Here is a 24375-nt window from a genome sequence, read left to right on the forward strand (position 1 = left end):
AAGTCTATCCCCATTTAGAAAAGCAATCCCGTTAAGGAGAATGTTTACATATTTGCAATGCTGAATGTATAATTAGAAACTATATAATTTTAGCCCAGCAAGTAATAGCGCCTCAGCTAATGATGTGATTAGCGCCGATTTAACTTAACCAAACCTGTATTTTATTGTGAAAATTAGTTTTCTTACCCTCCTATCCCTCTGCACGCTCACTGCCGCTGCACAACAGGCTATCACTATAAAAAATGAAAGCTATACACTAGTTGCCGATGCGCAAAACATTACGATAAGTGTTAATGGCATAATAGGCTTAAGCCGTACGTTGAAGCCGGAAATCACCATTGTGCGGTCCATTAACAATCCGTTGATGGCAGAAAAAAAATCAGACAATAACCTTTCTCCACAGGTGGCTTGGAATAATCCAACGGACATGAAGAACGCCACTGCCGAACAGTTGAAAATTACCCCTACCGCAGAATTTTATCAAAATACAGGTAATGAAACTGATTTCTACAAAGTGGGTAAGCAAATTACCTTAAAAGCAACAACTGTTCGCAAGAGCGCTGAACAACTAATTTTCGGTTTCAAAGATAAAACATACGGAACCGTTGAGCTGGTTGTTTCGCTGCCTCAAGGCAAAGAGCCCCCTATAATTGAGACAAGATTTAATCCATTGGTTAAAGGATGGTATTCAATTGGGTTTACGGGAATTGAATCCCAAAGTGCAAATGAGCTGGATTTTCTGTATCAACCCATGATCTGGACCTGGAAAAGATTTCCGGAGAAAAGTTATCTTTCTTCTGAGAAATTTGCAACCACCGCTGCTACGTTTACCAACAATAAAAAGTTTACAGAAGGTATTGCTCCCGATCCTACCGAAATCCCTTACCGCTTTGCAAACGTGGCTAACTCCCGCTTCGGACTGATGTTGCGCAATGCGGAAGGTAAGGCACAACCATTGGTATTTGCTCCAATATTGGGAGGAAATGGCTCCCTACTTTCGCCAGGTAAACCGTTTACTTTCAAAACTCGCTATGTACTACAGCCAGGAGATTGGTATGCTGGCATGAACTACATCTTAACGAGCATTTTTCATTATAAAAATGAGCGCAAAAATGCAGCAGTTACCCTTAATCAAACGCTTGATAATATGATTGGCATTGCCATGAACGATAAATCTGGTGGTTGGGTGGATAGTCTCAAAGGTTTCAATTATGAACAGGATGCTGTGGGCACCGTAAAAGTAGTATCGGCACTGCATCAATTAGGCACTGCTCTTGTAACCGGCAATGAAGATATTTATGCCAAGAGAGCACTTCCTACCATGGCCTATGTAATGTCGAGAGAAAAATACTTGTATACCACCGATGAGCGACAAAAGATACAAAGCCCTTCACATTTTCTTAAAGGCCCCTGTGTGGAAATTGGCGAGCTAAGTGGTTTAAGCCAGTTAACTAATGGTCAGACCTTCGCTTTCCAATCAGAGATGAATCGCCTTTTTGGCAAAACCAGAAAACTGAATCTCAATACCGAAACTGGCGGAGGAACTTGGCAGGATTACTTATATCGCTATCGGGTTTCGAAAGACCCTAACGATCTTCAGAAAGCTATTGCAGGGGCTGATGCCTATTTGAAAATATGGGAACCCTACCCTGCTTCGTTTGAAAACGATCCTGGATTACGCGACAAAGCATCAGCATTTATGACAGATTTTGCTCCAAAGCTATATGACATGATCGAAATGTATGAAGAAACCAAAGACCGTAAATACCTAAATCTAGCTCAAACCGCTGCCCGTCAGATGGTGCTTTGGACCCGCTCTAACCCAATGGCACCCGACTCGCTGTTATTGGTAAATAAAGGCGGAAAGGTAAACGGCATGGCAAAAAAGCATTATAAAATTAATAGCAAAGATGGAATCCCGGGATTTGATTATACAACCGAAATCGCCGAGCAACTGGTTCCAGCATGGCAAACATCGTTAGTTGGACTACCCCCTGAGCAGCCCTATACCTATGGTAATGGGCCGATTATGCTTACCCAACATCCCGCTTGGTTCTTAAAGCTAGCGGCACTTACACAGGACACCCTGTTAAAAACGGCGGCTTACAATGCAATTTTAGGCCGATACAATGGTTTTCCGGGATATTATTTTACATCGCTGCATACCAACGTTTATCAATCTGCAGATTATGCCGCTCATGATTTTCTTGATATTAAATACAATTACCTTTTCCATAACCACATCTTTCCCCATATCACGCTACTTATTGATTTTTTAGTAAATGATGCCTATTATCGTTCTAATGGCAAAGTAGATTTCCCGGGAATTTACGCACCTGGCTATGCCTATCTCACCAGTAATGTGTACGGAAGTAAGCTGGGTTCTATTTTTGGAAACACCGATCTTCGCCTATGGCTTCCCGCAAATGCGATCCAAAGCAATACACCGGCATTAAACCATGTGATGGGAATAGGGAAAAATGATTTCTATGTGGTATTAATGAACACATTTGCCGAAAAGGTACAGACCGAACTTCGATTAAATCCTGATGTAATCCATTGGACTCCCGAAAAAGAATATAAGGTAACCGTATATTACGCTAATGGAACCACAGGCAGCGGCATTTTTAAAAACGGACTACTTAACGTTGACATTAATGCACAAGCCTTGGCTGCATACAAAATTCATGGATTAAGTATCAATGTGCCTCTCTTTACAAAGATGGATGCTCAAAAAGTGATAGGCGGCGAAACGAGTTTTACTAGAGACGAAAATAGCAACGGCCTAGGAACATTAACAGGAATGTTGATCAATACCTTCCCCCAGTTTTCTGATGCCTATATTTTTACCGATAAAACGGAGAAAGATTTTAAGCAGGTAACACTCCAATATCGCGTAGGCAAAGGCGAGTGGCAGCTTAAAAAAGATATAACCTATCCGTTCGAATTTGATGTACACTTGGCTAACCCTGCAGAAGCAGTTGAATATCGATTAACAGCAATTGATTTTAATAACCAATCTGTTACCGGAAAAACCTATACGCTTCAAAATAAAAGTGTGAATTAAGTTGATGCCAATTCTTGACACCACTTGCCAGGATTGAATTATTTCCTGGCAAAAAATTCGCTCTAAATTCCTCAGCCGAGCTTAACCTTTGATGACTTAGCAGTTCTAGTGTAGGTGGTGTTCATTAAATTCTTATATTAGCACTACTCACTCAACGGCAAAAACATGATCAAACTTCACCTAAATAAACTCAGCAAGGTTTTCTTATCGCTTTCCTTTACACTAGTTTCTTTTTCGGCTATTGCACAAGAAAAAGCAATCCCTGTATTTAAGGACGGTGAAGCTCAAATTGTTGCTGCATTCGAAACACCCGAAAAGTGGATCAGACAGGATCTTTGGGTAGAAACGTCATTTGATACCGACGGTGATGGTAAGCTTGATCGGATGCATGTAGATGTGACCCGGCCGTATCAAACCGAAACTGAGGGGCTAAAACTTCCAGTTTTATACGAAACTAGCCCTTACTATGCGGGAACGGCCGGCACAGCGCCCGGAACGTTTTGGGATGTTAAACACGAAGTTGGAGAGGCATCGGCAATAGCTCGCATCCATCCTTCTGTAACCCGTACGGGCACTAGGCCTATTATTTCAAATTCATTAATTAGAGAATGGGTTAGGCGGGGATATATAGTGGTGCATTCTTCATCTCCGGGAACCGGACTCTCACAGGGCTCTCCTACCGTAGGCGGAATAAACGAATCATTAGCGCCTAAGGCTGTGATAGAATGGCTTTCTGGAAAAGACAATGGCTATACCTCACCTGATGGGAATGAAAAGGTTAAAGCATATTGGAGTACCGGGAATGTAGGCATGACAGGTACTTCGTATAACGGTACCTTACCCGTTGCAGCAGCCACAACAGGGGTTGAAGGTCTCAAGGCCATCATCCCCGTATCTCCCAATACTTCCTATTATCATTATTATCGATCTAACGGTTTAATTAGAAATCCTGGGGGTTATCTCGGTGAGGATGTGGATGTGCTATATGATTATATCCACAGCGGGGCTGAAGATAAAAGAGACTATGCCAATAAAACCATAAGGGATGGAGAAATGGCCAGGGGAATGGACCGTATTACTGGAGATTATAATGATTTTTGGGCAGGGAGGGATTACCTAAATGCCATTAAGCCTTGGAAAGCAGCACTGCTGATGTCTCATGGATTTAACGATTGGAACGTGATGCCAGAGCATAGTTATCGCATCTATAAAGCTGTTGAAGCTAAAGGAATACCTACACAAATCTACTATCACCAAGCAGGACATGGTGGACCTCCACCCTTGAAAATGATGAACCGCTGGTTTACGCGTTATTTGTTCGGGATTGAAAATGGGGTAGAAAAAGAACCCAAAGCCTGGATCGTAAGAGAGAAAGACCTTCCCTCTAACCCTACTCCCTATGCTGATTACCCTAATCCCGCGGCTGCTGATGTGAAACTTTATCTCGGCGCAGGAGGATCAGGCTATGGAACGTTATTAACCCTTAAGCCCGAAAAGCAACCCGCAGAAAAACTTGTTGATGATGTTTCTTTTTCTGGAAGTGAGTTAGCAAAAACAGCAAATTCGTCACACCGTTTGCTCTATGTTAGTCCCGTTTTAAAAGAAGCCCTTCACCTATCCGGGCTTGCGCAGGTTAAGGTAAAGCTGTCGAGCAGTAAACCCGCAGCCAATTTTTCGGTTTGGCTAGTTGCTTTGCCCTGGAGCGAAGGCACAGGAGTAAAACTGATAGACAATGTAATTACACGTGGTTGGGCAGATCCTCAAAATAGCAAATCCCTAACTAAAAGCGCACCCTTAGTTGCGGGTAAGTTCTATGACCTAAAATTTAACCTGCAGCCAGATGATCAGATCATCCCGGCAGGAAAACAACTGGCATTAATGATCTTTTCAAGCGATAAGGAATTTACGCTATGGCCCAAAGCAGGAACAGAATTAACGATTGATCTGAACGGGACTACCCTAACCCTACCTGTGGTTGGAGGATTAGCGGCGCTGGAGAAGGCAATACACTAATTCTTAAATTTTATTTTTCGGTATCAGAGACGGAAAAAGGTGCCCCAAATTGTCTCATCCTCACTTTGTGGTTAATGTACATTATAGGCTATTCCTTTGCAACAACTATAAAGCTTAAAAAACGTCCATTAACCAAAAATTATTAGTATATTAGGTAACTCTTATGCCAATGGAACCTATCGATCCCATAGACCAGGCCAACCTACAGGCTATTAATGACCTTTTAGAAAGATCTAGGAGGTTAAAGGAAAAAGCGCAAACAACAAATGCCAAGCTTGATGAACTTAAGCACCAATCAAGCAAATTAACACACGAAAGCCAATCCGATAGCGAGAAGTCTTCTGTGAAGAAGTGAATAAACGCTATTTATTACCAAAACAATTTCAAATTTAGTATCACAAAATTATAATGCGCCGTAAGTGGCCAACTCATGGAATGGATAAGGTTTTTATTAACAAACGAAAAGGGAATTGAGTTCGAGCAACATACACTTCCAATGGTATCAGCAAAAAATGCAAATCAGCTAAGCTTTGGTGGCTTTAGTTGGCAAGCTTATCGCAAACTCAAAGGCCAAGATTTAAGCGAATTTTTATTCTGTACAGATAGTGCAGTTTTAATGGAATCTATTAAAAAGATAAGTCCGGGATTTGAAAAAGTGTATAGGGAGCCAGAACTTGAGCATTACCTGTCTATTGGATCTGGGCCGGATGAATAATCAATAAATGCAATCCCAACTCTCCCAAAGGGACCCCTTCGGGGCATGCTCCATTCTCCAAGCTCTCCCTTGGATTTTAAAGGAAAATCCATATTTTAGTTTCCTATGTTTGATCCGGAACAGCAAGTTAGTAAATCTCAATTTGGGGAAGGTTTTAAATGGGGAGTTTCTACAGCAGCCTTTCAGATTGAAGGCAACTGCGCCACCGATGGTAAGGGGCCTTCCATTTGGGATGTATTTACGGGCAAAAAAGGAGCTATCCGTGATAACCAGAATGCCGATACCGCTTGTGATTTCTATACAAATTACAAAAACGATATTGATCTGGTTAAAAAGCTTAACATTCCGAATTTTAGATTTTCCATTTCTTGGTCTAGGATTATGCCTACCGGCGAAGTATCCGTAAACCAAAAAGGGATAGATTTCTACAACAACGTAATCGATTACTGTCTAGAAAACGGGATAACCCCATGGATTACGCTCTATCATTGGGATTTACCGCAGGGTCTTGAGCTACAGGGCGGCTGGACAAACCGTAAAATCGTATCCTGGTTTGCAGACTATGTAACCATTTGCGCCCAACACTTTGGCGATCGCGTAAAACACTGGATGGTGATGAATGAACCTATGGTATTTACCGGGGCCGGTTACTTCTTAGGCATCCATGCACCAGGTAAAAAGGGACTAAAAAATTTCTTGCCCTCCATCCACCACGTGGTATTGAGTATAGCCACCGGAGGTAAAGTGTTAAGGCGATTACTCCCCACTGCACAAATTGGAACCACTTTTTCGTGTTCGCCTATAGAACCTTATTCAAATAGCAAACGTGATATCCGTGCCGCACTAAGAGTTGATGCATTAATTAATCGGCTGTTTATCGAGCCATTAATTGGTCTTGGCTATCCAGTGAACGACTTTCCAGTACTAAAAAAACTCGTTAAATACTTTGCTCCAGGTGATGAGGACCGATTGAGCTTTGATTTCGATTTTATCGGCTTGCAAAACTATACCAGGGAAATTGTTAGGCATTCGTACTTAATTCCATATTTGCAGGCTAAGTTGGTGAGTGCAGAGAAAAGAAATGTGCCCATTACGGTTATGAAGTGGGAAGTTTATCCTCAATCCATTTATCAGATCCTTAAAAAATTTAATGCGTATCCTCAAATCAAAAAAATTTACATCACCGAAAATGGTGCAGCATTTCTGGATCAGGTTAAAGATGGTAGTGTGCAGGATTTAGAAAGATTAAAATACCTACAAGATTCTATCACCGAAATTCTAAGAGCTAAAAAAGATGGATTACAGGTAGATGGATATTTTATATGGACCTTAACTGATAATTTTGAGTGGGCTGAGGGCTACCACCCCCGTTTTGGACTGGTTTATATTGATTTTGATTCACAAGAACGAATTATAAAATCTTCTGGCAAATGGTATGGTGAATTTTTAGCCCGTAAAAACCATAAATAGTTGGAAAGTAGGCTAATAGGACGATAAAAATTGCAGAATAGGCTAAAATTTTAGAGATTATTCCTGTAACTACTAAGAAAAATAAAGAATTTAAAACCATTTGCAATTGGTAGAGTTAGAAGATTAACCTATTGCTCAAACAATGAAAAAAAATGTATCTCTCTTAGAGGATAATGAAGTACTCCGTGAGCTGTTCACTCACCTACTAGAAGAAGCAAACCTGCTTGTAAACTCTTATCCCACCGTTGAAAGCTTTCGGAGAGGAATTTCCCACACGCTTCCAGATGTTTTTATCATGGATATCCAATTGCCAGATGGAAATGGAATTGATATCTGCAAGGAGACGAAATCGAACTCTCGAACTAAAAACATTCCTGTGATTTTACTATCTGGAGATTCAGAAGGAAAAGAACTTTCGGAGGAATGTGGCGCACAGGAATTTATCCCCAAGCCTTTTGATATCAACGACTTTATTTCAAGGGTGAAGTTTCAGCTCGGAATGGATACTTTGGCAGTAGATTAACCTAGAAGGCTTTAATTTTAAGAGCTAACAGCTATTGATCAGCTTCAATTATTGGGCTTAATCATTCTATGCCGAGATAAAACGTTGTTGTATTTTAGCACGTAACATTAGGTAAATAAAAATTGGCCCGTAATAAAGGTATCTCTTGGCCAGTCTCTTGGGTTCTTTAAGCAAGCGCCCCAACCATTCCAATCCATTGTTAACCCATATTACGCTTGGTCTCTCTATTATCCCGGCATAAAAGTCGAACACGGCACCAATGGTACAAATAACCTTAACATTGAGTTCATGTTTATTTTCAAAGGTCCATTTTTCTTGTTTTGGGGCGGTCATCCCAACAAATAACACATCTGGGCAGAAACTGTTAACGGCATGGATCATTTGTTTGGTATCCTCAATGGTAAAAACTGGTTTGTATGGCGGCGAAAAAGTGCCGACCTGTACATTAGGATATCGTTTCGCAATCTTTTGCCTAAAACAATAGAGCAAAGATTAATCTCATTGGTAAGGTAACGTAGGAATGTATCATACCGCACTCCCTGTTATAATCGTAATGCTTATTGTAGATAGAATTTGCGGAGCGGGAGGTGTGCGATGGAAGATGGGAGATGGGAGATGGAAGATGGAAGATGGAAGATGAAAAGAGGATAGTTCTATGTTTCTATGTGGTATAAGTAAATGTAACCATTAAGAAATTAAGGGCATTAAGGCAATCGCAACGCTTATAGGGTTATATGTTTAATTGCGACATGAGCTTTTAATTAATGACTGAGTTGTCAATCGCCAATGGCAGGGTAAAATAGAACGTAGATCCACTGCCTAATTCGCTTTCGGCCCAGATCTTTCCGCCATGATCAGTAATTATTTTTGAAGTAATAAAGAGGCCCATACCCAAACCAGCATGTGTTTTTAACACGTCTTCGGTGCGGTAAAATTTATCAAAGATAGATTGAAGGTTTTCTGATGAAATCCCTCTGCCATTATCACTGATAGCGATGCGAACATTGTTTTCGTCATCAGAAATTGTTGAAACTATAATCTTTGTATTTCTATCTGAATATTTGGCCGCATTCCCTAACAAATTAGAAAACACCTGTTCAAGCCGCAGCTCGTCTATGTTAACCTCAACATCCTCACCTAATTCTACCAATAATTGATGATAGGGAAGGATCTGTTGCATCACCACTACTTGATTTATCAGAAAATCATTCAGTTGTACATTCTTTAAATTGTATTGTAAATTGCCATTTTCGATTTTAGAGATATCCATTAACTGCTGCACTAGATCCATCAATTTGTTGGCCTGCAGATCAATCTTTTCTAACACACCGCGTAAACGATCCGAGATGGGCTCTTTGGTTAACCGGGCCATCTGGGTGTACCCCTTTAAAACCGTCATCGGCGTTTTGATCTCATGGCTAGCTACAGAAATAAATTCGGTCTTTTTCTCATCTACTATTTTCGATTGCTTGAGTTCCAATTCCTGTTCATAGGCAATTTTATTGAGCGTAACATTTCTTTTCTTAATTTCTTCGTAGGCATTTAAAGGCTCTTCAAATTCAAAATATTTTTTGAGCAGCACTATCTTACCTGGATCTAATTTGAGAGAACGCGGAAGGCCTATTTTCATTTCAATCTGATTGGATTGATCTGTTTCGCTTAGGTTAAACTCTGGCACCAGTTTTTGGGCATAGTAAAAGCCAGCGTCGGCATTAGTAAATCGAATATTTTTCTCAAAGGTAACTAAAGCACAAAGACTGTAGCGCACTTTGTTTTGTTCGAGCCCAATATCTAGCCCACCTTGATCAGTGTGTTCTATCACCGTTCGGGCAATTTCAGAAACGGCGGTAGCAAAAGTAGTTTGGGTAGACATCGCGAGCCCAAGTTTCTCCGCTACTCTCATTGACCTTTTATGCGCAAGCACTAGGTCCATATCGTTTTCCAATGAGATCGAAATCAGCTTAATCATTTTAATTTTGCAATTACAACAGACATATCGTCATTTCTACGTGCATGATCTTTATAAATGGCAGCGGCAAGTACCGTTAAATCATATTTATACATCATCGGATATCTTGACATTTCTATCCGTGTTTTGATCCCATCAGAACAGAGCATTACCTGGTTGTATTCATCAGCCAGATATTCTTGATCGTTAAGTGTATTCGGAATATTGTGCCCCACTATCCCATTGTACGACATATGGTTCTTAAAATTTACTGGACCAGACATTCTTGCGGCGATGTTCCCCACTCCAACTGAACTCCATATTCTTCTGCCATAATCATATCCAACAATATTTATTACTGCTCCGCGTGTTTTTTTTATGGCGCTATGGATAAAACGGATGGTTTCTGCGGGACTGTAATCGGGAAAGACCTTAAACGCTGCAGCGGCTTCGTTTACTGCCAGGTTTGCTTCGGGCCCGTGGCCTAAACCATCGGCAAGCATCATTTTGATATAGTTATCTGTTTTTTTATAGACGAAGCCATCACCACTGGTTTTTTCTCCAGGCTTAAAAACCACGATTGGATTAATAAGCACCTCATTTTTTAATTTTGCTTTCTCTGGATCATTGTAAACCCTAGACAGCACAATGGTACCCCATCCTATCTGCGAATAGAGTTCAAAGGTATCCGAAAGACGTTTCATACTGCCCAGACCATGACCTAAGGTGTTGGAGGTAGACATGCCATCCTGCATCATCTTTGAGGGATTCATCATCCCAGGACCATTATCTATACTAATCAGCTCAATATATGGAGATCCGCCATTGGAAAATACCCCTAAAAGTATTTCTCCATCATTACTGTATTTGAAAAGATTGGAGGTCATTTCGGCAACGATCAGGTCTAGCTGATTGATCCGTACCTCATCCATCCCTGCTTCTTCTGCCTTTCGGTGGATCTCTTTCTTGATGAGCGAAAAATAACTTCGATCATCTGCCGTAAAGCTGATGTGTGTTGCATCAACCATTTGACCATTTTAAAATTGTAACCACTGTTCCCTCTCCTATTTTACTTTTGATATCAAACTCGTTCACTAATCTTTTTGTACCCGGAAGGCCAAGCCCTAAACTTTTGCCGGTAGAAAAGCCATCCCGCATCGCGGCAGCAATATCGGGTATACCCGGTCCACGATCAGAAAAGGTTAACCGTACCCCATTGATCCTACCGCTCGAAACTACCTCAATAATACACACGCCCCCATCGGCATAACGCATCATATTACGCACCAATTCACTTGCTGCTGTAAGTAAGCGGGTTTGGTTAACCAATCCCATTTTAATCTTTACAGCGGTTTCCTTGATCCGATTTTTAAGAAATACAACATCCGTTTCTTTGAGTACCTGAATGGTATCTTTACTCAGCGATAAGGTCATCGTTGTCTGTGTCTAGGTCTTCGTCTTGGTCTATTTCTATCATAGACTTAAGAAGGTTCATCCCTTTTTCCATGTCTAAAGCCGTATGCACACCCTTTAGTGGCAAACCAAGCTCAATAAGCGTGATGGCAACCGCAGGCTGCATCCCTACAACAACAGTTTCTGCATCCAGTATTTTTGACATACTTGCGATATTTCCAATAATCCGCCCCATAAATGAATCAACAATGGACACAGCTGAAATATCAATTAACACCCCTTTTGCACTAGTTTTATTAACCATCTGCACAAGATCCGCCTCTAAGTTTAGTGCCAATCGATCGTAAAGATCAACCTGAATGGTCACCAACAGAAAGGCTCCCATCCGGAGAATAGGAATTTTATCCATTAATTTCTGATATTAAGATTTATTAACCGAACTTATTTTCTTTACTTCTAACCGCATTACCTTAAACGAATAGGCTAGCGCACTGGCCAACGTTGCTTTTGTAATGATGTTTGAAAGGTCGATACCTAGATGTACCACCGTTTGGGCAATCTCAGGGCGTATACCACTGATGATACACTCTGCTCCCATTAAACGCGTAGCACTAACGGTTTTGATAAGGTGCTGAGCAACCAACGAATCAACCGCTGGTACTCCAGAAATATCCAAAATAGCAATGCTCGAACCGGTTTCAACAATTTCCTGTAACAGGTTTTCCATTACGATCTGCGTACGGGCACTGTCTAGTGTTCCTATAATGGGCAAGGCTAAAATACCGTCCCACACACGGATTACTGGCGTAGAGATTTCAGTAATCTCATCGGTTTGTCTAAGGATTACTTCTTCCCTACCTTTTATAAAAGTTTCGAAGGTTACCACGCTAAGGCTGTCCATCAGCTTATTTACCTTTTGGCTTTCTGTAAATAGCAGCATCGGATCATCTGTAATTTCCTGTTGGAGCACATCCAGGATGGCATCCTTTAAAGAAAACACAAAGTTTCCTGTTTCCCGCGGACTAAAGCCCTGGCGAGCTCTGGTTATGGCTATACCACCTAATATTTCGATTACGGGACTCCATTCGTCGGAATCCAAGTTGGTGAAATTATCTCCAGAAAGGTTACCTACTAATGCGGTAATTAACTCTTCCGATTGGCTTCTCAGCTCATCGTTACTGATCAGATCTTCTCGTAAACCTTCGTCTTCAAGTTGGTTCTTCATCCAAAGTTCGAGGATGTTTTTTTTCTTTTTTTGTAGCAATTGATGCGTTTTTAGTGACATGGATGAAGGATACAGGTTAAATGTTAAACTATAAGATCCAAACTTGACAAGTTGAATAAATATGGTTGGTAAGGTATGGATTTACATTTACTCTGCGAAATATTTTCGCACTCCTTCAACACGTACAACCTATAGCTCTATGATTTTTAATTTCCTGTAAAAAAGACTTAATCTCCACAGCTGCTAGCCAATTGAAGTTGGTGAAAGGAGGTTTGGTTATTTAGGAATGAGATTAGAATAAATGAATGAAGTTCATCAAAGAAAAGCTGCCTCCGATAATCCAAACATTGGCTTATCAGAATTATTTCCCTATCTTCCCTTAACCTCCGCATAACCTGCCTATGAATACAGAAGTACTGGTCAACAAAATGACAGAGCTATCCGATGAGATCTGCTTCGTATACGATGTAGCACTTGGACAGCTCAGCTATTTAAACCCCGCCTTCGAAGTGATTACCAATCGGAAACGTAAATTATTTCTCTCCTCCCCAATAAAACTACTAAAATTAGTGCATGAAGACGATATCAACTATGTAACAAGCGGTTTCGGCCAACTGTTAAAACATGGAAAAAACAGCCTCCTCAATTTTAGGATTCTCAGTAAGGGAGGTTCGCTGCGCTGGATTAGGCTTAAGGTTTCGGCGGTTGAAGAACAAGGTAATGTAGCCTATTTGACAGGAATGGCTGAAGATGATACTGCAAGGAAGGCAAGTATTTTCAATATGCAAAAGGTAAACGGGTGGAAGGATGCTAACCTTGAAATCCTTTCTCACGATCTTCGTGCGCCCATGGGCATTGTGCAGCTACTTACCAGCCAGATCAATAAAGAGCTTCCAGAAAAAAATAGGCTATACCAATTAACTAAAACTATTGGTGATATTTGCCAACGAAATATAGAGCTGATCCAAACCCTGTTAAAAAAAGAATTTCTTTCAACCGCCAAGGTTCAGATCTCTAAAGAGCGACTTGATGTAGTATGGGAAGTAGGACAGGCGATGGATATCTACCTTAAGTCTCAGAAAAATATCAAAAAGGTATTTACCGTTACCCAATCGCACTCGCAGATTTACGCGGAAGTAGACAGCATGAAGTTTCTCCAAATCATCAATAACCTGGTTTCAAACGCCATTAAATTTACAGGAGATAATGGAAAAATCGCTGTTGCTGTAGAAAAGCGAAAGAAAAGCTTTCTAATTAGCGTAAAAGATAATGGTATAGGCATCCCAGAAAAGCTTAGACCAATTTTATTCGATAAATATTCCAGAGCAGGAAGGAAAGGTCTAGAAGGCGAAACCTCCGTTGGTCTTGGCATGTGGATCGTAAAGACGATGACAGAGGCCCATGGGGGAAGGGTGTGGTTCGAAACAAAAACACCAATAGGAAGCACCTTTTTCGTTGAAATCCCTTTGGGTAGTGTAATTGCTTAATAAATTTCTAATATACCATAACTGAAAAAGATGTACCAAAGGCACTCCAAAGTGCTCAAATTCGTTTGCATGGACATATAACTAGGTTAACTTTCTCCCCAAAGATTAAATTATTTGTTAATAATATTACTAATATTGTTAGTAATTACTAACAATATTAGTAATAGCTTTGTTGTTACTAAAGTCATACGCAAAAAATCGCGTAAGCATAGTAATCGATGACAGCAGAAAAACAGGAAATATTGGCCCAGTTGCGCAAACAGCTGTTAGAAGTTCAGGGGTTTAAACCTGTTCCTATCGCAAATGGCGATGGCTTTAGCCTTGGTAAACTCGAGGCCTGCTTTCCAAACTCCATTTTCCCAACCGGAACCATTCACGAATTCTTGGCCCAACAGCCAGAGGATAGTGCAGCAAGCGAAGGCTTCATCGCGGGACTAATGGCGAAGCTGATGGAAAATGGAAACAGCTGTTTATGGATCAGTCGCAATCGTAAACTTTTTCCACCCTCATTAGAAAGCTTTGGGGTTGATCCACAGCAGGTGGTGTTTATAGACCTTTACCATGCCAAAGAAATCCTTTGGGTGATGGAAGAGGCACTCAAATGTGAGGGGCTGGCCTGTGTAATCGCAGAACTTGCTGATATCGATTTTGCGCAGAGCCGCCGTTTGCAACTGGCTACAGAAAAAAGCCATGTAACCGGATTTGTCTTGCGAAAAGAGCCCAAACGTTCCCTTTCGGCCACTGCCTGCACGGTAAGATGGCAGATTAAATCCCAACCAAGCGAACTTATCGACGGCATACCGGGCGTTGGGAGCCCCAGATGGGAAGTAAGCCTGCTCAAGGTTCGAAATGGCCATACGGGGAAGTTCCTCTTAGAATGGGCCGAAGATCGGTTCACTACAGTTGAAAGCGAAAAAGAAACGATTGTTGAACATCCTAAACAGGCAGGCTAATGAAAAGATTCGTAGCGATATGGTTTCCTAACCTTTTAGCCGATTATCTGGCCACAAAAAAGCCAGAGCTAAAGGATAAAGTGTATGTTTTTACCCTACCACAGCAAGGGCGGATCATGATAACCGCTGTTTCAGGCGAAGCGGAAAAGCAGGGCATTTATTCGGGCTCCATCCTTGCTGATGCAAAGGCCATTGTACCTAATATTCTTGCCTTTGATGACAAACTAGATTTTAACAAAAAATTATTAACCCGTATCGCTAAATGGGCAATCCGGTATTCGCCATTAGTTTCCATTAACCTTCCTGATGGGATCATCCTCGACTCTAGCGGATGTTCGCATCTTTGGGGCGGTGAGGCAGCGTACCTCGAAACTATTTTAGCTAAACTAAAAGAATCCGGCTATACCGCCCGGGGCGCTGTTTCTGATACCATCGGTACTTCTTGGGCAGTTGCACGCTATGGCAAGAAATCTCCCCTCATCGCATCTGCACAGCAATATAACGCCCTGTTACACCTTCCTCCTATAGCCCTGCGTTTAGAGCAACATATAATTGAACGCCTGCACAAGCTTGGCCTGGATAAGATCGGTAAGTTTATACAAATGCCCAGATCGGTTTTAAGGAGAAGGTTTGGCGAAGAAATGCTCCTAAGTCTTGGTCAGGCGCTGGGTACCGAAGAAGAAACCATCACACCGATCATCATCACCGCACCCTACGAAGAACGCCTTTATTGCCTGGAACCGATCCGAACAAAAACTGCCATAGAGATCGCTATCCAAAAGCTTCTCGAGGCTTTATGCGAGCGGCTCTCAAAAGAAGGTCTGGGTATCAGATCGGCAGAACTGAAAGGATATCGCTTGGATGGCAGGGTAACCGAAATAAAGATCGGAACCAACCAGCCTACACACCATATGAAGCACCTCTCCAAATTGTTCGAACTCAAAATTGCGCAGATCGAGCCTGCCTTGGGTATCGAACTTTTTATTCTTACTGCTACCAAAACAGAAGCGGTACACCTCCATCAGGAAAAGCTGTGGAGCTCAAAACCTGGGCTTGCCGACCAGAACTTGGCGCACTTATTAGATCGGCTTGCGGGAAAAATAGGGCCACAGGCGATCAAAAGATATATTCCGCAGGCGCATTACTGGCCGGAAAGATCACTGAGGCCCGCTGTATCGCTCGAAGAAAAAACAGAGGTACGCTGGCAAAAAGCCAATCCACGCCCAATGGAAATGCTCAAAAAGCCAGAACCCGTACAGGTTACCGCACCCATTCCCGATTATCCGCCCATGAACTTTCGATACAAAGACGAGCTTCACCTAGTGAAGAAAGCCGACGGACCAGAACGCATTGAGCGTGAATGGTGGATGGAAAAGGGCGAGCACAGGGACTATTATATTTTGGAGGACGAAAAAGGACGACGCTATTGGATCTTTCGCTTGGGCCATTACAGCGAAGAAGGCTCAAGTTGGTTCATTCATGGATTTTTTGCATAAACATTAAAATGGGCTATTGCGAACTACAGGTTACCAGTAACTTCAGCTTTTTGAGGGGTGCTTCCCATCCGGAGGAGCTTATTGCGCAAGCTGCCGCCTTCGGCTACCCAAAGATCGCCATTACAGATGTAAACACCATGGCCGGGATTGTACGTGCCCATAGCGCAGCAAGAAAATTTGATATCTCCATTATTCCCGCTTGTCGATTAGACCTCTTGGATGGACCAAGCCTATTGGCCTACCCCATCAATAAAGAAGCCTATTGCAGGCTTTCGGCACTGTTGAGCATGGGTAACCTCCGAGCCGAAAAGGGTAAGTGTTATCTTTATCAAGCAGATGTTTTCGAAAACAAAGAAGGCATTATTTTTATTGCTATCCCACCAGATGAACTCGGCAAAGGGTTTGATTTTGAGGCCAGTTTTCCTATCGATCTAAAAACCTATAAAGATTCCCTGGGCACTGCGCTCTATCTTGCTGCCAACCGCAGCTATCAAGGGCAAGACCAAAAACGACTGTTTAGATTGGATCAACTTTCTAAACGATTGGGCGTTCCCTTGGTTGCCACGAACGATGTGTATTATCACCATCCCGTTAGGCGAGAACTACAGGATATACTGACCTGTGTGCGAGAAAAATGCACCATCCAAACTGCGGGCTTTAAGCTAAAGATGAATGCCGAACGGCACCTAAAGCCCATCGAAGAAATGCAAAGGCTCTTTAGGCCCTATCCAGATGCCATTGAAAGGACTTTGGAGATTGCTAATCTTTGCGAGTTTACCTTAGACAGTTTGGAATACCTCTATCCAGAAGAGATCACCTCTGGAGGAAGGGAGCCCCAGGAAGAACTGGAATACCTTACATGGAAAGGTGCAGAAGAAATCTTTGGCCTTCCGCTGCCCGAAAAGGTAAGCAGTAACATCAACCATGAAATGAAGTTCGTAAAGGAGATGAATTATGCCTCTTATTTCCTTACTGTTTATGATATTGTGCGATTTGCCCGCGAGCAGCATATCCTTTGCCAAGGACGGGGCTCTGCAGCCAATTCTACCATCTGCTATTGCTTGGGCATTACTTCGGTTGACCCCACCAAGTTCGACCTGCTCTTTGAACGATTTATTTCTTCGGCCAGAAACGAACCTCCAGATATTGATGTAGATTTTGAGCACGAGCGGCGGGAAGAAGTGATACAGTACATCTATGATAAATATGGCCGAGACCGAGCAGCAATCGTAGCAACGGTTACCCAACTGCATCAAAAGGGAGCCTTGCGGGATGTAGGCAAGGCAATGGGACTTTCTACTGATACCATCGACAGGCTTTCGGCATCGATCTGGGAATTTACCGACGAATGGTTTGAAGGTAATCGGATTACCGAACAGGGACTAAATCCCAAAGACCCGCTTTTATTAAAGGTGTTAGACCTCACGGGGCAGATGATCGGTTTTCCGCGGCAGCTTGGTCAGCATACAGGAGGATTTGTGATTACCCGTGGCAAGCTAACCGACCTTTGCCCTATTTTCCATGCCCGTATGGAAGACCGAACCAATATCGAGTGGAACAAGGATGATATCGATGCGCTGGGGTTTCTAAAGATAGATGTACTAGCCCTAGGTATGCTTACTTGTATCAGAAAAGGGTTTGATCTGGCTAAAAAGCACTACGATCTGAATCTTACCTTAGCTTCCATCAACCGAGAAGATGATCCAAAGGTTTACGAAATGATCTCACATGCAGATACCATTGGGGTTTTCCAGATCGAGAGCCGGGCACAACAGCAGATGCTTCCGCGACTTCGCCCACAATGTTTTTATGATCTGGTTATTGAAGTGGCTATTGTTCGTCCGGGGCCCATTCAGGGCGATATGGTACACCCCTATCTGCGCAGACGCAATAAGGAAGAACCCGTTGAATATCCCTCAAAGGAACTGGAAGAAATATTGGGCAAGACTTTAGGTGTACCGCTATTTCAGGAGCAGGCCATGAAGATAGCAATAGTAGCAGCAGGTTTTAGTCCGGCAGAGGCTGATGAACTGCGAAGGAGCATGGCCACCTTTAAGATGAATGGCATGGTTAGTCAATTCGAAAAAAAATTGGTTGGAGGAATGGTGGCAAAGGGTTATAAAGAGGATTTTGCGCACCGGGTGTTTAAGCAACTGGAAGGTTTTGGCAGCTATGGTTTTCCCGAAAGCCATGCGGTAAGCTTTGCCCTTTTGGTGTATGTATCTTGCTGGCTCAAATGCTATTATCCAGATGTATTTGCTTGCGCCATCCTCAACTCTATGCCCATGGGTTTTTACCAGCCTGCCCAATTGGTTATTGACGCCCGCAACCATGGCGTAGAAGTACGGGAAATTGATGTGAATATTTCTCTTTGGGATAATTTTTTGCAGGAAAAAGCAGGCAACTATTGCGCGTTACGATTGGGATTTAGACAGGTAAGCGGAATGAGGGAAGAGGATATGCTTGCACTTATTGCCGGCCGGGGAAGTGGTTATCGGAATATCCATAGCTTACTTGATGCCGGCGTACCGCTTACGGCGCTCGAACGGTTGGCCGATGCAGATTGTTTCCGCTCTATGGGGCTAGACCGTAGGCAGGCGCTATGGGAAGTATCAGCGTTGAAAGACAGACCGATTGCACTTTTTGAAGGCCAACCCTCAGAAAGCGATAAGGAATCCCAAATTGAGTTGCCCTTAATGAGCAAAGGCGAGCACGTGGTGCAAGATTATGCTGCCACTTCCCTATCACTAAAGGCACATCCGGTTAGTTTTGTACGTGAAAAGCTGAAAATGTTCAACGTAAAATCGTCGAAAGAGATAATGGAAACTGAAAATGGGAAGCTGGTTAAGGTGGCAGGTCTGGTACTGGTCCGCCAGCGCCCTGGAACCGCCGGTGGGGTCTGTTTTATCACAATAGAAGATGAAACCGGATTTTCGAATCTTGTTGTCTTCGAAAAGCTGTTCGAAACTTACCGAAAGGAGATCCTCCGTTCAAAATTATTGATGGTTGAGGGCAAGCTTCAGCGGGAGGGCGAAGTGGTACACGTGATCGTGCAGAAATGTTTTGATTTTACAGGACTGCTTAAAGGGCTTACTTCAACAAACGATGATCAGTTGCCAATTTTAACCTTAGCAAGGGCTGATGAAAAATCTGCACCCTATCCAAGTGAAAATAAACGTTCTCAGCTACGCGAAGCCACATCAAAGGAAGTTTTCCATGGAGGAAGGAATTTTAAATAAGATTCTTATGTAGGGTAATCAGGTAATCTGTGCATCTGTGGCCATCACTTTATCCTCAGCGATTTGATTGCTTGCACCCATTCATCATGTTCACATTTTTGGCATACATGCTTTTTCTTAGGGCTAACCTGTTCTACATTTCCGCAAAAGCAACAGGCATATTTCCCCACTTTTTCAATTTCGCAGGTGCCTGATTCGAATGTTTTAGGCAGAATAGGCAAGCCATATTTCACATCTTCATCCGCTGCAAAAAAGATACTTAAATTTCCAGATGTCTCTAATATTGCCGTTTCGATTTGACCTAAATGAGAAACTCCCTGTTGCCTGAGTTCTGAAAAAAACTCATCGTGCGCTAGGCCTTCCTTCCCAAAGTTTTCGATAGAAAATTCGCCATCCTCTATTAGATAGGTTGCTTTTCCTTCTACCAGATCATCTATTTTGGTGCTTTTTGCAGTGAGGTAGGTAGTAAGTCTATAACAACCAACAATAACGCCGAATATAACCATGGGCACGGTTAAACCTACTTCTTTGTAGAACATCGGATCGCCTGCGGCCGAACCGAGCGAAATGATCACAACCAATTCAAAGATCGAAAGCTGTTTAACCCCACGTTTACCTAATAGGCGTAAGCCCACGAGGATAATAATGTACATGATAAAAGTACGCAGTCCGATTTCAAACAGAAACTCCCAGTCTTCTGAACCCAGAAAAAATGCACCCCAATCTATAGATAATAACATGAATTGTTGATTAGTTAAGTTAACTATCAAACCTCCATTTTAAGGTATTTGTTTGGTGGACTGGTAGCAAAAACCGTAACCTCAATCATTTTGTATGTTGGGCGTGGTACGGCCTAACCTGTGCTAAAAATAAAGTCAAGCTGTAGCAACAGAATGTTGGTATTGCTGAGCTTCGTTCAAAACAACCTTTTCACTAATCGTTACAAGCCCAACGCCGCTTTAAGTTTCACATACCCAGTTTTACTTACCGGAAGCCAAATGTTCGATTTTAACAATACTACATAGCTGTCTTTTTCTTTCAATTCTATTTTGGTTACTTCGGCCAAATTAATGATATAAGAACGATGGATGCGAATAAACTGACCTGGATCAAGCGTTTGCTCAAAAAAGCTCATCGTTTTGTTCTTATGGAAGTTGCCTTCTGTGGTGCTCAGTTTTACATAATCATCATCAGCCTCGATATACTGCAGTTCGGTAACCGGTATAATCTTGATCACTCCTGCATTTTTTACAACGATCCTGCTGTTTTGGGCGGGCGAAAGTGCGGCGGTTTCTAACAATTGATTACTGCTTTCATCCTTTGCTAATTTAGAGGGAAGCTTTTGCATCGCTTGATCAAACCGTGTTTTCTCTATGGGCTTTAACAGATAATCAACTGCGTTTACTTCAAAGGCCTTAATTGCATACTCGTCAAACGCGGTAGTAAATATTACTGCCGGATGCTTTTCTACTAATTCGAGCATTTCGAAACCACTTATTTTAGGCATTTGGATATCCAGAAAGATAAAATCTGGCTGATGTTGGGTAATCGCTTTCAAGCCCTCAAAACCATCACTGCACTCAGCAACGATTTCAATTTCAGGATAGGATTTTAAATAATGTTTAACCACATCCCTAGCCAAGGCTTCATCATCAATTAGTATGGTTTTGATCATCTTTCTGCGGTATTTTAAGCGTTGTAATATACAAATTATTGTTTTGCGTTTCGGTCTGTAGGAGGTTGCTATCGGCAAACAAGAGATATAATCTCCTCCTGATAGCAGTTAGTCCGAAACCTGTTCCTTTACTGGCTTTCATTTCGGGGTCGTAAGGATTTGCTACACAGATCACCAATGTATTATGCTCTAATTTAACCCTAAGGGTGATGGTTATAGCAGCAGATGTATTGTAGAGCCCAAATTTAATTGCATTTTCTACAATAGGCTGTAGCAATGTTCCGGGCAAACAAAGGCCAAGCGTGTTTTCATCAATTTTAACATCAATATTTAACCGGTGACTAAACCTTACTTTTTCTATATCGAGATACAACTGGATGTACTCCATTTCTTCGGCAACATTTACCCAAACTTCATCATCGCGCTTTAAGGTTCCACGCAAAAAAGCAGCAAGCTTGGTAATCATGGTCCCCGCTTCGGTTGGGTTAACAATGGTTAGTGCGTAAACAGAATTAAGACTGTTAAACAAGAAATGGGGCTGCAACTGATGGCGCAACTTATTAAGCTCGGCTTCTTTGGCCAGGTTTTGGGCTGCTAATAATCTTTTTTGGGTTTCAGACTGTTCTTCCAATCGGTACCATAAAATATTTGCCAAGGCACACCAGGTTAAACATAAAAAGGCGATTATTATTCGAAATGGCGTCGAAAAATCGAGAAATAAGGCATAAGCTTTATGTCTTGAAAAGAGAAAATTTAAGCCATAATTTGCTGAAAACACGATAATAAGGGTAAGTACAGCGGTTAAAAGAAGAATAAATAACATCTTTTCGTTCTTAGGCTGATAATACCCTAACATATTACTCAATATAATACAGCCAATGGCCAACAGTCCATTACTAATGAAGCTATCGGCCAAAGCAATTTGCCAATTAAAATTTAAGGCATAGTAAATCAACAGCGCACAACCAGCTATCCAACATCCTAAAATGAGGCTGGAAACAATTTTTATCTGCTTTACTGATAAGGGCGTTGTCGTCACTAGTACTAAGATTTATAGGATTATATGATTTTAGGATTAAAGGACTAAGATTAATAGGATTAAAAGATTAGGACTACAAGGTCGTGAGGCATTCGGTAAACTATGATCTTATATCCTTAAATCCTATTAATCCTAGTAGTTAGTAATTTCGTATATCTACACCGCCAAACATGGCAATACCTCTTATTACCACCAATTTTCGCTGACCTTCAACCGCTGGTTGGATACTTCTTTTATCATCTAATCCACCAAATATGGCGGTTACTTCAGATTTAACCTGCCATCCTGGGGGGATGATAATTTTACAGCCACCAAATATGGCGGTAATGTCTATTTCTATTTCCCCTTCAAAATCTGCTTGGGTTAAATTTAGATCGCATCCACCAAAAACGGCAACCACTTCTCCGCCCCTAAAATTTTTAGAATAGATGGTTTGGTGACTTCCGCCAAAAACATTTACGGAATCCAAGTAATCGCTACTATTCGTGGCCGTGTATTCGCTACTAGTTGAGTCTTTTTGCTCTGTGGTATACTGTGGTTGTGGAGCTATAGGATCTTGAAAAGGTTCGGCACCAAATCTTCTGTTCCAACGTTCGTTCCTACGTTTCCAACGTCTCTCGTGGTTAAAACGGCTTTTTGGTCTAAAAATGAGCAGTAATCCTAAACCTACAAAAATGATCGGTAAAGTAATTCGCCAGAAATCAAACTGTTGGTTAAACGCATCTTGTAGTGTAAAGAAAGAGCCGATAAGCACCATTATAATCCATCCATTGTGCTGAAAGCGATGTTTAAGTCCAACAAAAACACCAATTACGATAAGCAAGGTGCTCCAGCTAAACAACCAGTGCGGGAAATCAAGGCCAATATTGCTGAGCAGCAATACTATTCCCACCCCTATGATAAACAAACCTGCCCAAACCTTGCCCGAGCGATTTACCATATTATTATTATCCATATTATTATTTTCCATTGTCTTTTTCAATTTGTATAATCAAATGTAAGCTTAACTTTTAGGTTCACAAATGAAACTATGCTGTGTGTAAGTTAATAATCGGTAAAGGGCATTAATTAATCGGTAAAATTATTTGTTAATTTGAGGAACAGAAATGAGGTACATTTACCGACACAATTACGATTGGATGAACCATCAGCATTTCCCATCACCCTGTGGAATAATTTAACCAGGAAATTTATACGAAATGAAAAAACTAATTACGCTCCTTGCCCTACTCCTTCCTCTGTTCGCTGCTGCGCAGGAGATCAGTACCCACTACAAAATCTACGATGTGAAAAAGCAGAAAGCAGTAAGTTTGGACGACATTGTTGCTGATCTTGGCGCCGCTAATGTATTGTTCTTTGGTGAAGAACATAACGATTCTATAGGGCATTACCTTGAGGCTACCCTATTTAAAAAAATTGCGGATGCATATCCAACTAAAGCTGCATTAACGATGGAAATGTTCCATACTGATGTTCAACCTATACTTAACGAGTACTTAAAAGGGATAATCAGCGAAAAGAATTTTATTAAAGAAGCAAGGGCCTGGAACAATTATAAAGATTATAGACCAATGATAGAATTGGCCAAAGCAAACAATTTGGCGGTAATTGGAGGTAATGGCGCTGCAAGATATAGCAATGCTGTTACTAAATCTGGATTAGAAACCCTAGATCTCTTGCCCGAAAATTCTAAGCAATTTATTGCTCCTTTACCTATTGATACCGCTACGGGCAGATATTACGATAAATTTATGGAGACTTTGGGAGGACATAGCATGGGGCCAATGAAAATTTATCAGACCCAAAACTTTTGGGATGCTACCATGGCATGGTCTATTGCCAACTATGCAAAAGCCCATAAAGATGCGAAGATTTTTCAGGTAAATGGCCGCTTTCATAGCGACGAAAAATTAGGCACACTAGCAAAGCTTAAGAAATATGCTCCCAAACTCAAGATCTTAAACATTTCCTCGTTTGCGGCAGAAGATTTTGCAAATCCTGATTGGTCTAAATATGCGGTATTAGGTGATTATGTAATTGTAACCAACCCAATGGTGAAGAAGACGTTTTAGGCGATAGTTGATAGACCATGGTCCATGGCAAGGGTGCCAA

Annotated in this window: 21 protein-coding genes; 11 read left to right on the forward strand and 10 right to left on the reverse strand. The window is 41.7% G+C overall.

The genetic code is table 11. The annotated features are described in order from the left end of the window. The first annotated feature begins 166 nt into the window (after positions 1-166). The 6 genes from AC6H0V_RS07325 (at position 167) to AC6H0V_RS07350 (ending at position 7788) form a co-directional block, all read left to right on the forward strand. A complete protein-coding gene (locus tag AC6H0V_RS07325) occupies positions 167-3067 on the forward strand; it encodes a hypothetical protein (protein WP_497563069.1) in 2901 nt (966 codons plus the stop codon). 165 nt (positions 3068-3232) lie between these two features. After that, positions 3233-5080, forward strand: a complete 1848-nt coding sequence (locus tag AC6H0V_RS07330) for a Xaa-Pro dipeptidyl-peptidase (protein ID WP_497563070.1) — start codon at positions 3233-3235, stop codon at positions 5078-5080. Between the two features lie 169 nt (positions 5081-5249). After that, entirely contained in the window at positions 5250-5435 is a 186-nt protein-coding gene (locus AC6H0V_RS07335) for a hypothetical protein (protein WP_497563071.1), read from the forward strand. A 75-nt stretch (positions 5436-5510) separates the two neighbouring features. Continuing rightward, on the forward strand, positions 5511-5795 hold the full coding sequence (locus tag AC6H0V_RS07340) for a hypothetical protein (protein ID WP_497563072.1): 285 nt from the start codon (positions 5511-5513) through the stop codon (positions 5793-5795). A 105-nt stretch (positions 5796-5900) separates the two neighbouring features. Further along, positions 5901-7265, forward strand: coding sequence for a GH1 family beta-glucosidase (locus tag AC6H0V_RS07345; RefSeq protein ID WP_497563073.1), 1365 nt, complete (start codon positions 5901-5903; stop codon positions 7263-7265). Between the two features lie 142 nt (positions 7266-7407). Further along, positions 7408-7788, forward strand: coding sequence for a response regulator (locus tag AC6H0V_RS07350; RefSeq protein WP_497563074.1), 381 nt, complete (start codon positions 7408-7410; stop codon positions 7786-7788). A 66-nt stretch (positions 7789-7854) separates the two neighbouring features. Here the strand turns inward: AC6H0V_RS07350 and AC6H0V_RS07355 are convergent, their stop codons facing one another. The 6 genes from AC6H0V_RS07355 to AC6H0V_RS07380 all read right to left on the reverse strand — a co-directional run bounded on the left by AC6H0V_RS07355 (position 7855) and on the right by AC6H0V_RS07380 (position 12434). Beyond that, positions 7855-8277: a WecB/TagA/CpsF family glycosyltransferase gene (locus tag AC6H0V_RS07355; RefSeq protein ID WP_497563075.1), complete on the reverse strand. Its 423-nt coding sequence runs from the start codon at positions 8275-8277 to the stop codon at positions 7855-7857. 268 nt (positions 8278-8545) lie between these two features. Further along, positions 8546-9757: an ATP-binding protein gene (locus AC6H0V_RS07360; RefSeq protein WP_497563076.1), complete on the reverse strand. Its 1212-nt coding sequence runs from the start codon at positions 9755-9757 to the stop codon at positions 8546-8548. Then, complete coding sequence (locus tag AC6H0V_RS07365; RefSeq protein ID WP_497563077.1) at positions 9754-10764, reverse strand: ATP-binding protein; 1011 nt, start codon at positions 10762-10764, stop codon at positions 9754-9756. Before AC6H0V_RS07365 ends, AC6H0V_RS07360 begins: the two co-directional genes overlap by 4 nt. Next, positions 10757-11170 (reverse strand): anti-sigma regulatory factor, encoded by a 414-nt coding sequence (locus AC6H0V_RS07370; protein WP_497563078.1) that lies wholly within the window; start codon positions 11168-11170, stop codon positions 10757-10759. The genes AC6H0V_RS07365 and AC6H0V_RS07370 overlap by 8 nt, the downstream gene beginning before the upstream one ends. After that, positions 11151-11558 carry an STAS domain-containing protein gene (locus AC6H0V_RS07375; protein ID WP_497563079.1) on the reverse strand — a complete coding sequence of 136 codons (408 nt, stop codon included), beginning with the start codon at positions 11556-11558 and terminating at the stop codon, positions 11151-11153. Before AC6H0V_RS07375 ends, AC6H0V_RS07370 begins: the two co-directional genes overlap by 20 nt. Before the next feature lie 12 nt (positions 11559-11570). Further along, positions 11571-12434 carry an STAS domain-containing protein gene (locus tag AC6H0V_RS07380; protein ID WP_497563080.1) on the reverse strand — a complete coding sequence of 288 codons (864 nt, stop codon included), beginning with the start codon at positions 12432-12434 and terminating at the stop codon, positions 11571-11573. A gap of 341 nt (positions 12435-12775) precedes the next feature. On the opposite strand from AC6H0V_RS07380, the gene AC6H0V_RS07385 reads away from it, so the two are divergent. The 4 genes from AC6H0V_RS07385 (at position 12776) to AC6H0V_RS07400 (ending at position 19549) form a co-directional block, all read left to right on the forward strand. After that, entirely contained in the window at positions 12776-13861 is a 1086-nt protein-coding gene (locus AC6H0V_RS07385; protein WP_497563081.1) for a PAS domain-containing sensor histidine kinase, read from the forward strand. Positions 13862-14079: 218 nt separating this feature from the next. After that, positions 14080-14814 (forward strand): ImuA family protein, encoded by a 735-nt coding sequence (locus AC6H0V_RS07390; protein WP_497563082.1) that lies wholly within the window; start codon positions 14080-14082, stop codon positions 14812-14814. Beyond that, the gene (locus tag AC6H0V_RS07395) at positions 14814-16310 is read left to right on the forward strand and encodes a Y-family DNA polymerase (protein ID WP_497563083.1); all 1497 of its coding nucleotides are present in this window, start codon (positions 14814-14816) and stop codon (positions 16308-16310) included. The genes AC6H0V_RS07390 and AC6H0V_RS07395 overlap by 1 nt, the downstream gene beginning before the upstream one ends. Positions 16311-16318: 8 nt before the next feature. Next, entirely contained in the window at positions 16319-19549 is a 3231-nt protein-coding gene (locus AC6H0V_RS07400) for an error-prone DNA polymerase (RefSeq protein ID WP_497563084.1), read from the forward strand. 44 nt (positions 19550-19593) lie between these two features. On the opposite strand, the gene AC6H0V_RS07405 is transcribed toward AC6H0V_RS07400, so the two are convergent. The 4 genes from AC6H0V_RS07405 to AC6H0V_RS07420 form a co-directional block, all read right to left on the reverse strand. After that, complete coding sequence (locus AC6H0V_RS07405; RefSeq protein WP_497563085.1) at positions 19594-20289, reverse strand: DUF421 domain-containing protein; 696 nt, start codon at positions 20287-20289, stop codon at positions 19594-19596. Between the two features lie 200 nt (positions 20290-20489). Then, positions 20490-21224, reverse strand: a complete 735-nt coding sequence (locus AC6H0V_RS07410) for a LytR/AlgR family response regulator transcription factor (RefSeq protein ID WP_497563086.1) — start codon at positions 21222-21224, stop codon at positions 20490-20492. After that, a complete protein-coding gene (locus AC6H0V_RS07415; protein ID WP_497563087.1) occupies positions 21202-22263 on the reverse strand; it encodes a sensor histidine kinase in 1062 nt (353 codons plus the stop codon). Before AC6H0V_RS07415 ends, AC6H0V_RS07410 begins: the two co-directional genes overlap by 23 nt. Before the next feature lie 139 nt (positions 22264-22402). Continuing rightward, positions 22403-23233 carry a LiaF transmembrane domain-containing protein gene (locus tag AC6H0V_RS07420; RefSeq protein WP_497563088.1) on the reverse strand — a complete coding sequence of 277 codons (831 nt, stop codon included), beginning with the start codon at positions 23231-23233 and terminating at the stop codon, positions 22403-22405. Between the two features lie 229 nt (positions 23234-23462). On the opposite strand from AC6H0V_RS07420, the gene AC6H0V_RS07425 reads away from it, so the two are divergent. Beyond that, positions 23463-24335 (forward strand): ChaN family lipoprotein, encoded by an 873-nt coding sequence (locus AC6H0V_RS07425; RefSeq protein WP_497563089.1) that lies wholly within the window; start codon positions 23463-23465, stop codon positions 24333-24335. Positions 24336-24375: the final 40 nt, after the last annotated feature.

This window comes from Pedobacter sp. NO84 (assembly GCF_059703915.1).

Excerpts from the sequence above, each read along its gene's own strand:
- AC6H0V_RS07425 (WP_497563089.1), top strand. The coding sequence starts at position 23,463 with ATGAAAAAACTAATTACGCTCCTTGCCCTACTCCTTCCTCTGTTCGCT.
- AC6H0V_RS07400 (WP_497563084.1), top strand. The coding sequence starts at position 16,319 with ATGGGCTATTGCGAACTACAGGTTACCAGTAACTTCAGCTTTTTGAGG.
- AC6H0V_RS07420 (WP_497563088.1), bottom strand. The coding sequence starts at position 23,233 with ATGGAAAATAATAATATGGATAATAATAATATGGTAAATCGCTCGGGC.
- AC6H0V_RS07410 (WP_497563086.1), bottom strand. The coding sequence starts at position 21,224 with ATGATCAAAACCATACTAATTGATGATGAAGCCTTGGCTAGGGATGTG.
- AC6H0V_RS07375 (WP_497563079.1), bottom strand. The coding sequence starts at position 11,558 with ATGGATAAAATTCCTATTCTCCGGATGGGAGCCTTTCTGTTGGTGACC.
- AC6H0V_RS07345 (WP_497563073.1), top strand. The coding sequence starts at position 5,901 with ATGTTTGATCCGGAACAGCAAGTTAGTAAATCTCAATTTGGGGAAGGT.
- AC6H0V_RS07330 (WP_497563070.1), top strand. The coding sequence starts at position 3,233 with ATGATCAAACTTCACCTAAATAAACTCAGCAAGGTTTTCTTATCGCTT.
- AC6H0V_RS07390 (WP_497563082.1), top strand. The coding sequence starts at position 14,080 with ATGACAGCAGAAAAACAGGAAATATTGGCCCAGTTGCGCAAACAGCTG.
- AC6H0V_RS07385 (WP_497563081.1), top strand. The coding sequence starts at position 12,776 with ATGAATACAGAAGTACTGGTCAACAAAATGACAGAGCTATCCGATGAG.
- AC6H0V_RS07340 (WP_497563072.1), top strand. The coding sequence starts at position 5,511 with ATGGAATGGATAAGGTTTTTATTAACAAACGAAAAGGGAATTGAGTTC.
- AC6H0V_RS07370 (WP_497563078.1), bottom strand. The coding sequence starts at position 11,170 with ATGACCTTATCGCTGAGTAAAGATACCATTCAGGTACTCAAAGAAACG.
- AC6H0V_RS07380 (WP_497563080.1), bottom strand. The coding sequence starts at position 12,434 with ATGTCACTAAAAACGCATCAATTGCTACAAAAAAAGAAAAAAAACATC.
- AC6H0V_RS07360 (WP_497563076.1), bottom strand. The coding sequence starts at position 9,757 with ATGATTAAGCTGATTTCGATCTCATTGGAAAACGATATGGACCTAGTG.
- AC6H0V_RS07365 (WP_497563077.1), bottom strand. The coding sequence starts at position 10,764 with ATGGTTGATGCAACACACATCAGCTTTACGGCAGATGATCGAAGTTAT.
- AC6H0V_RS07335 (WP_497563071.1), top strand. The coding sequence starts at position 5,250 with ATGGAACCTATCGATCCCATAGACCAGGCCAACCTACAGGCTATTAAT.
- AC6H0V_RS07395 (WP_497563083.1), top strand. The coding sequence starts at position 14,814 with ATGAAAAGATTCGTAGCGATATGGTTTCCTAACCTTTTAGCCGATTAT.
- AC6H0V_RS07405 (WP_497563085.1), bottom strand. The coding sequence starts at position 20,289 with ATGTTATTATCTATAGATTGGGGTGCATTTTTTCTGGGTTCAGAAGAC.
- AC6H0V_RS07350 (WP_497563074.1), top strand. The coding sequence starts at position 7,408 with ATGAAAAAAAATGTATCTCTCTTAGAGGATAATGAAGTACTCCGTGAG.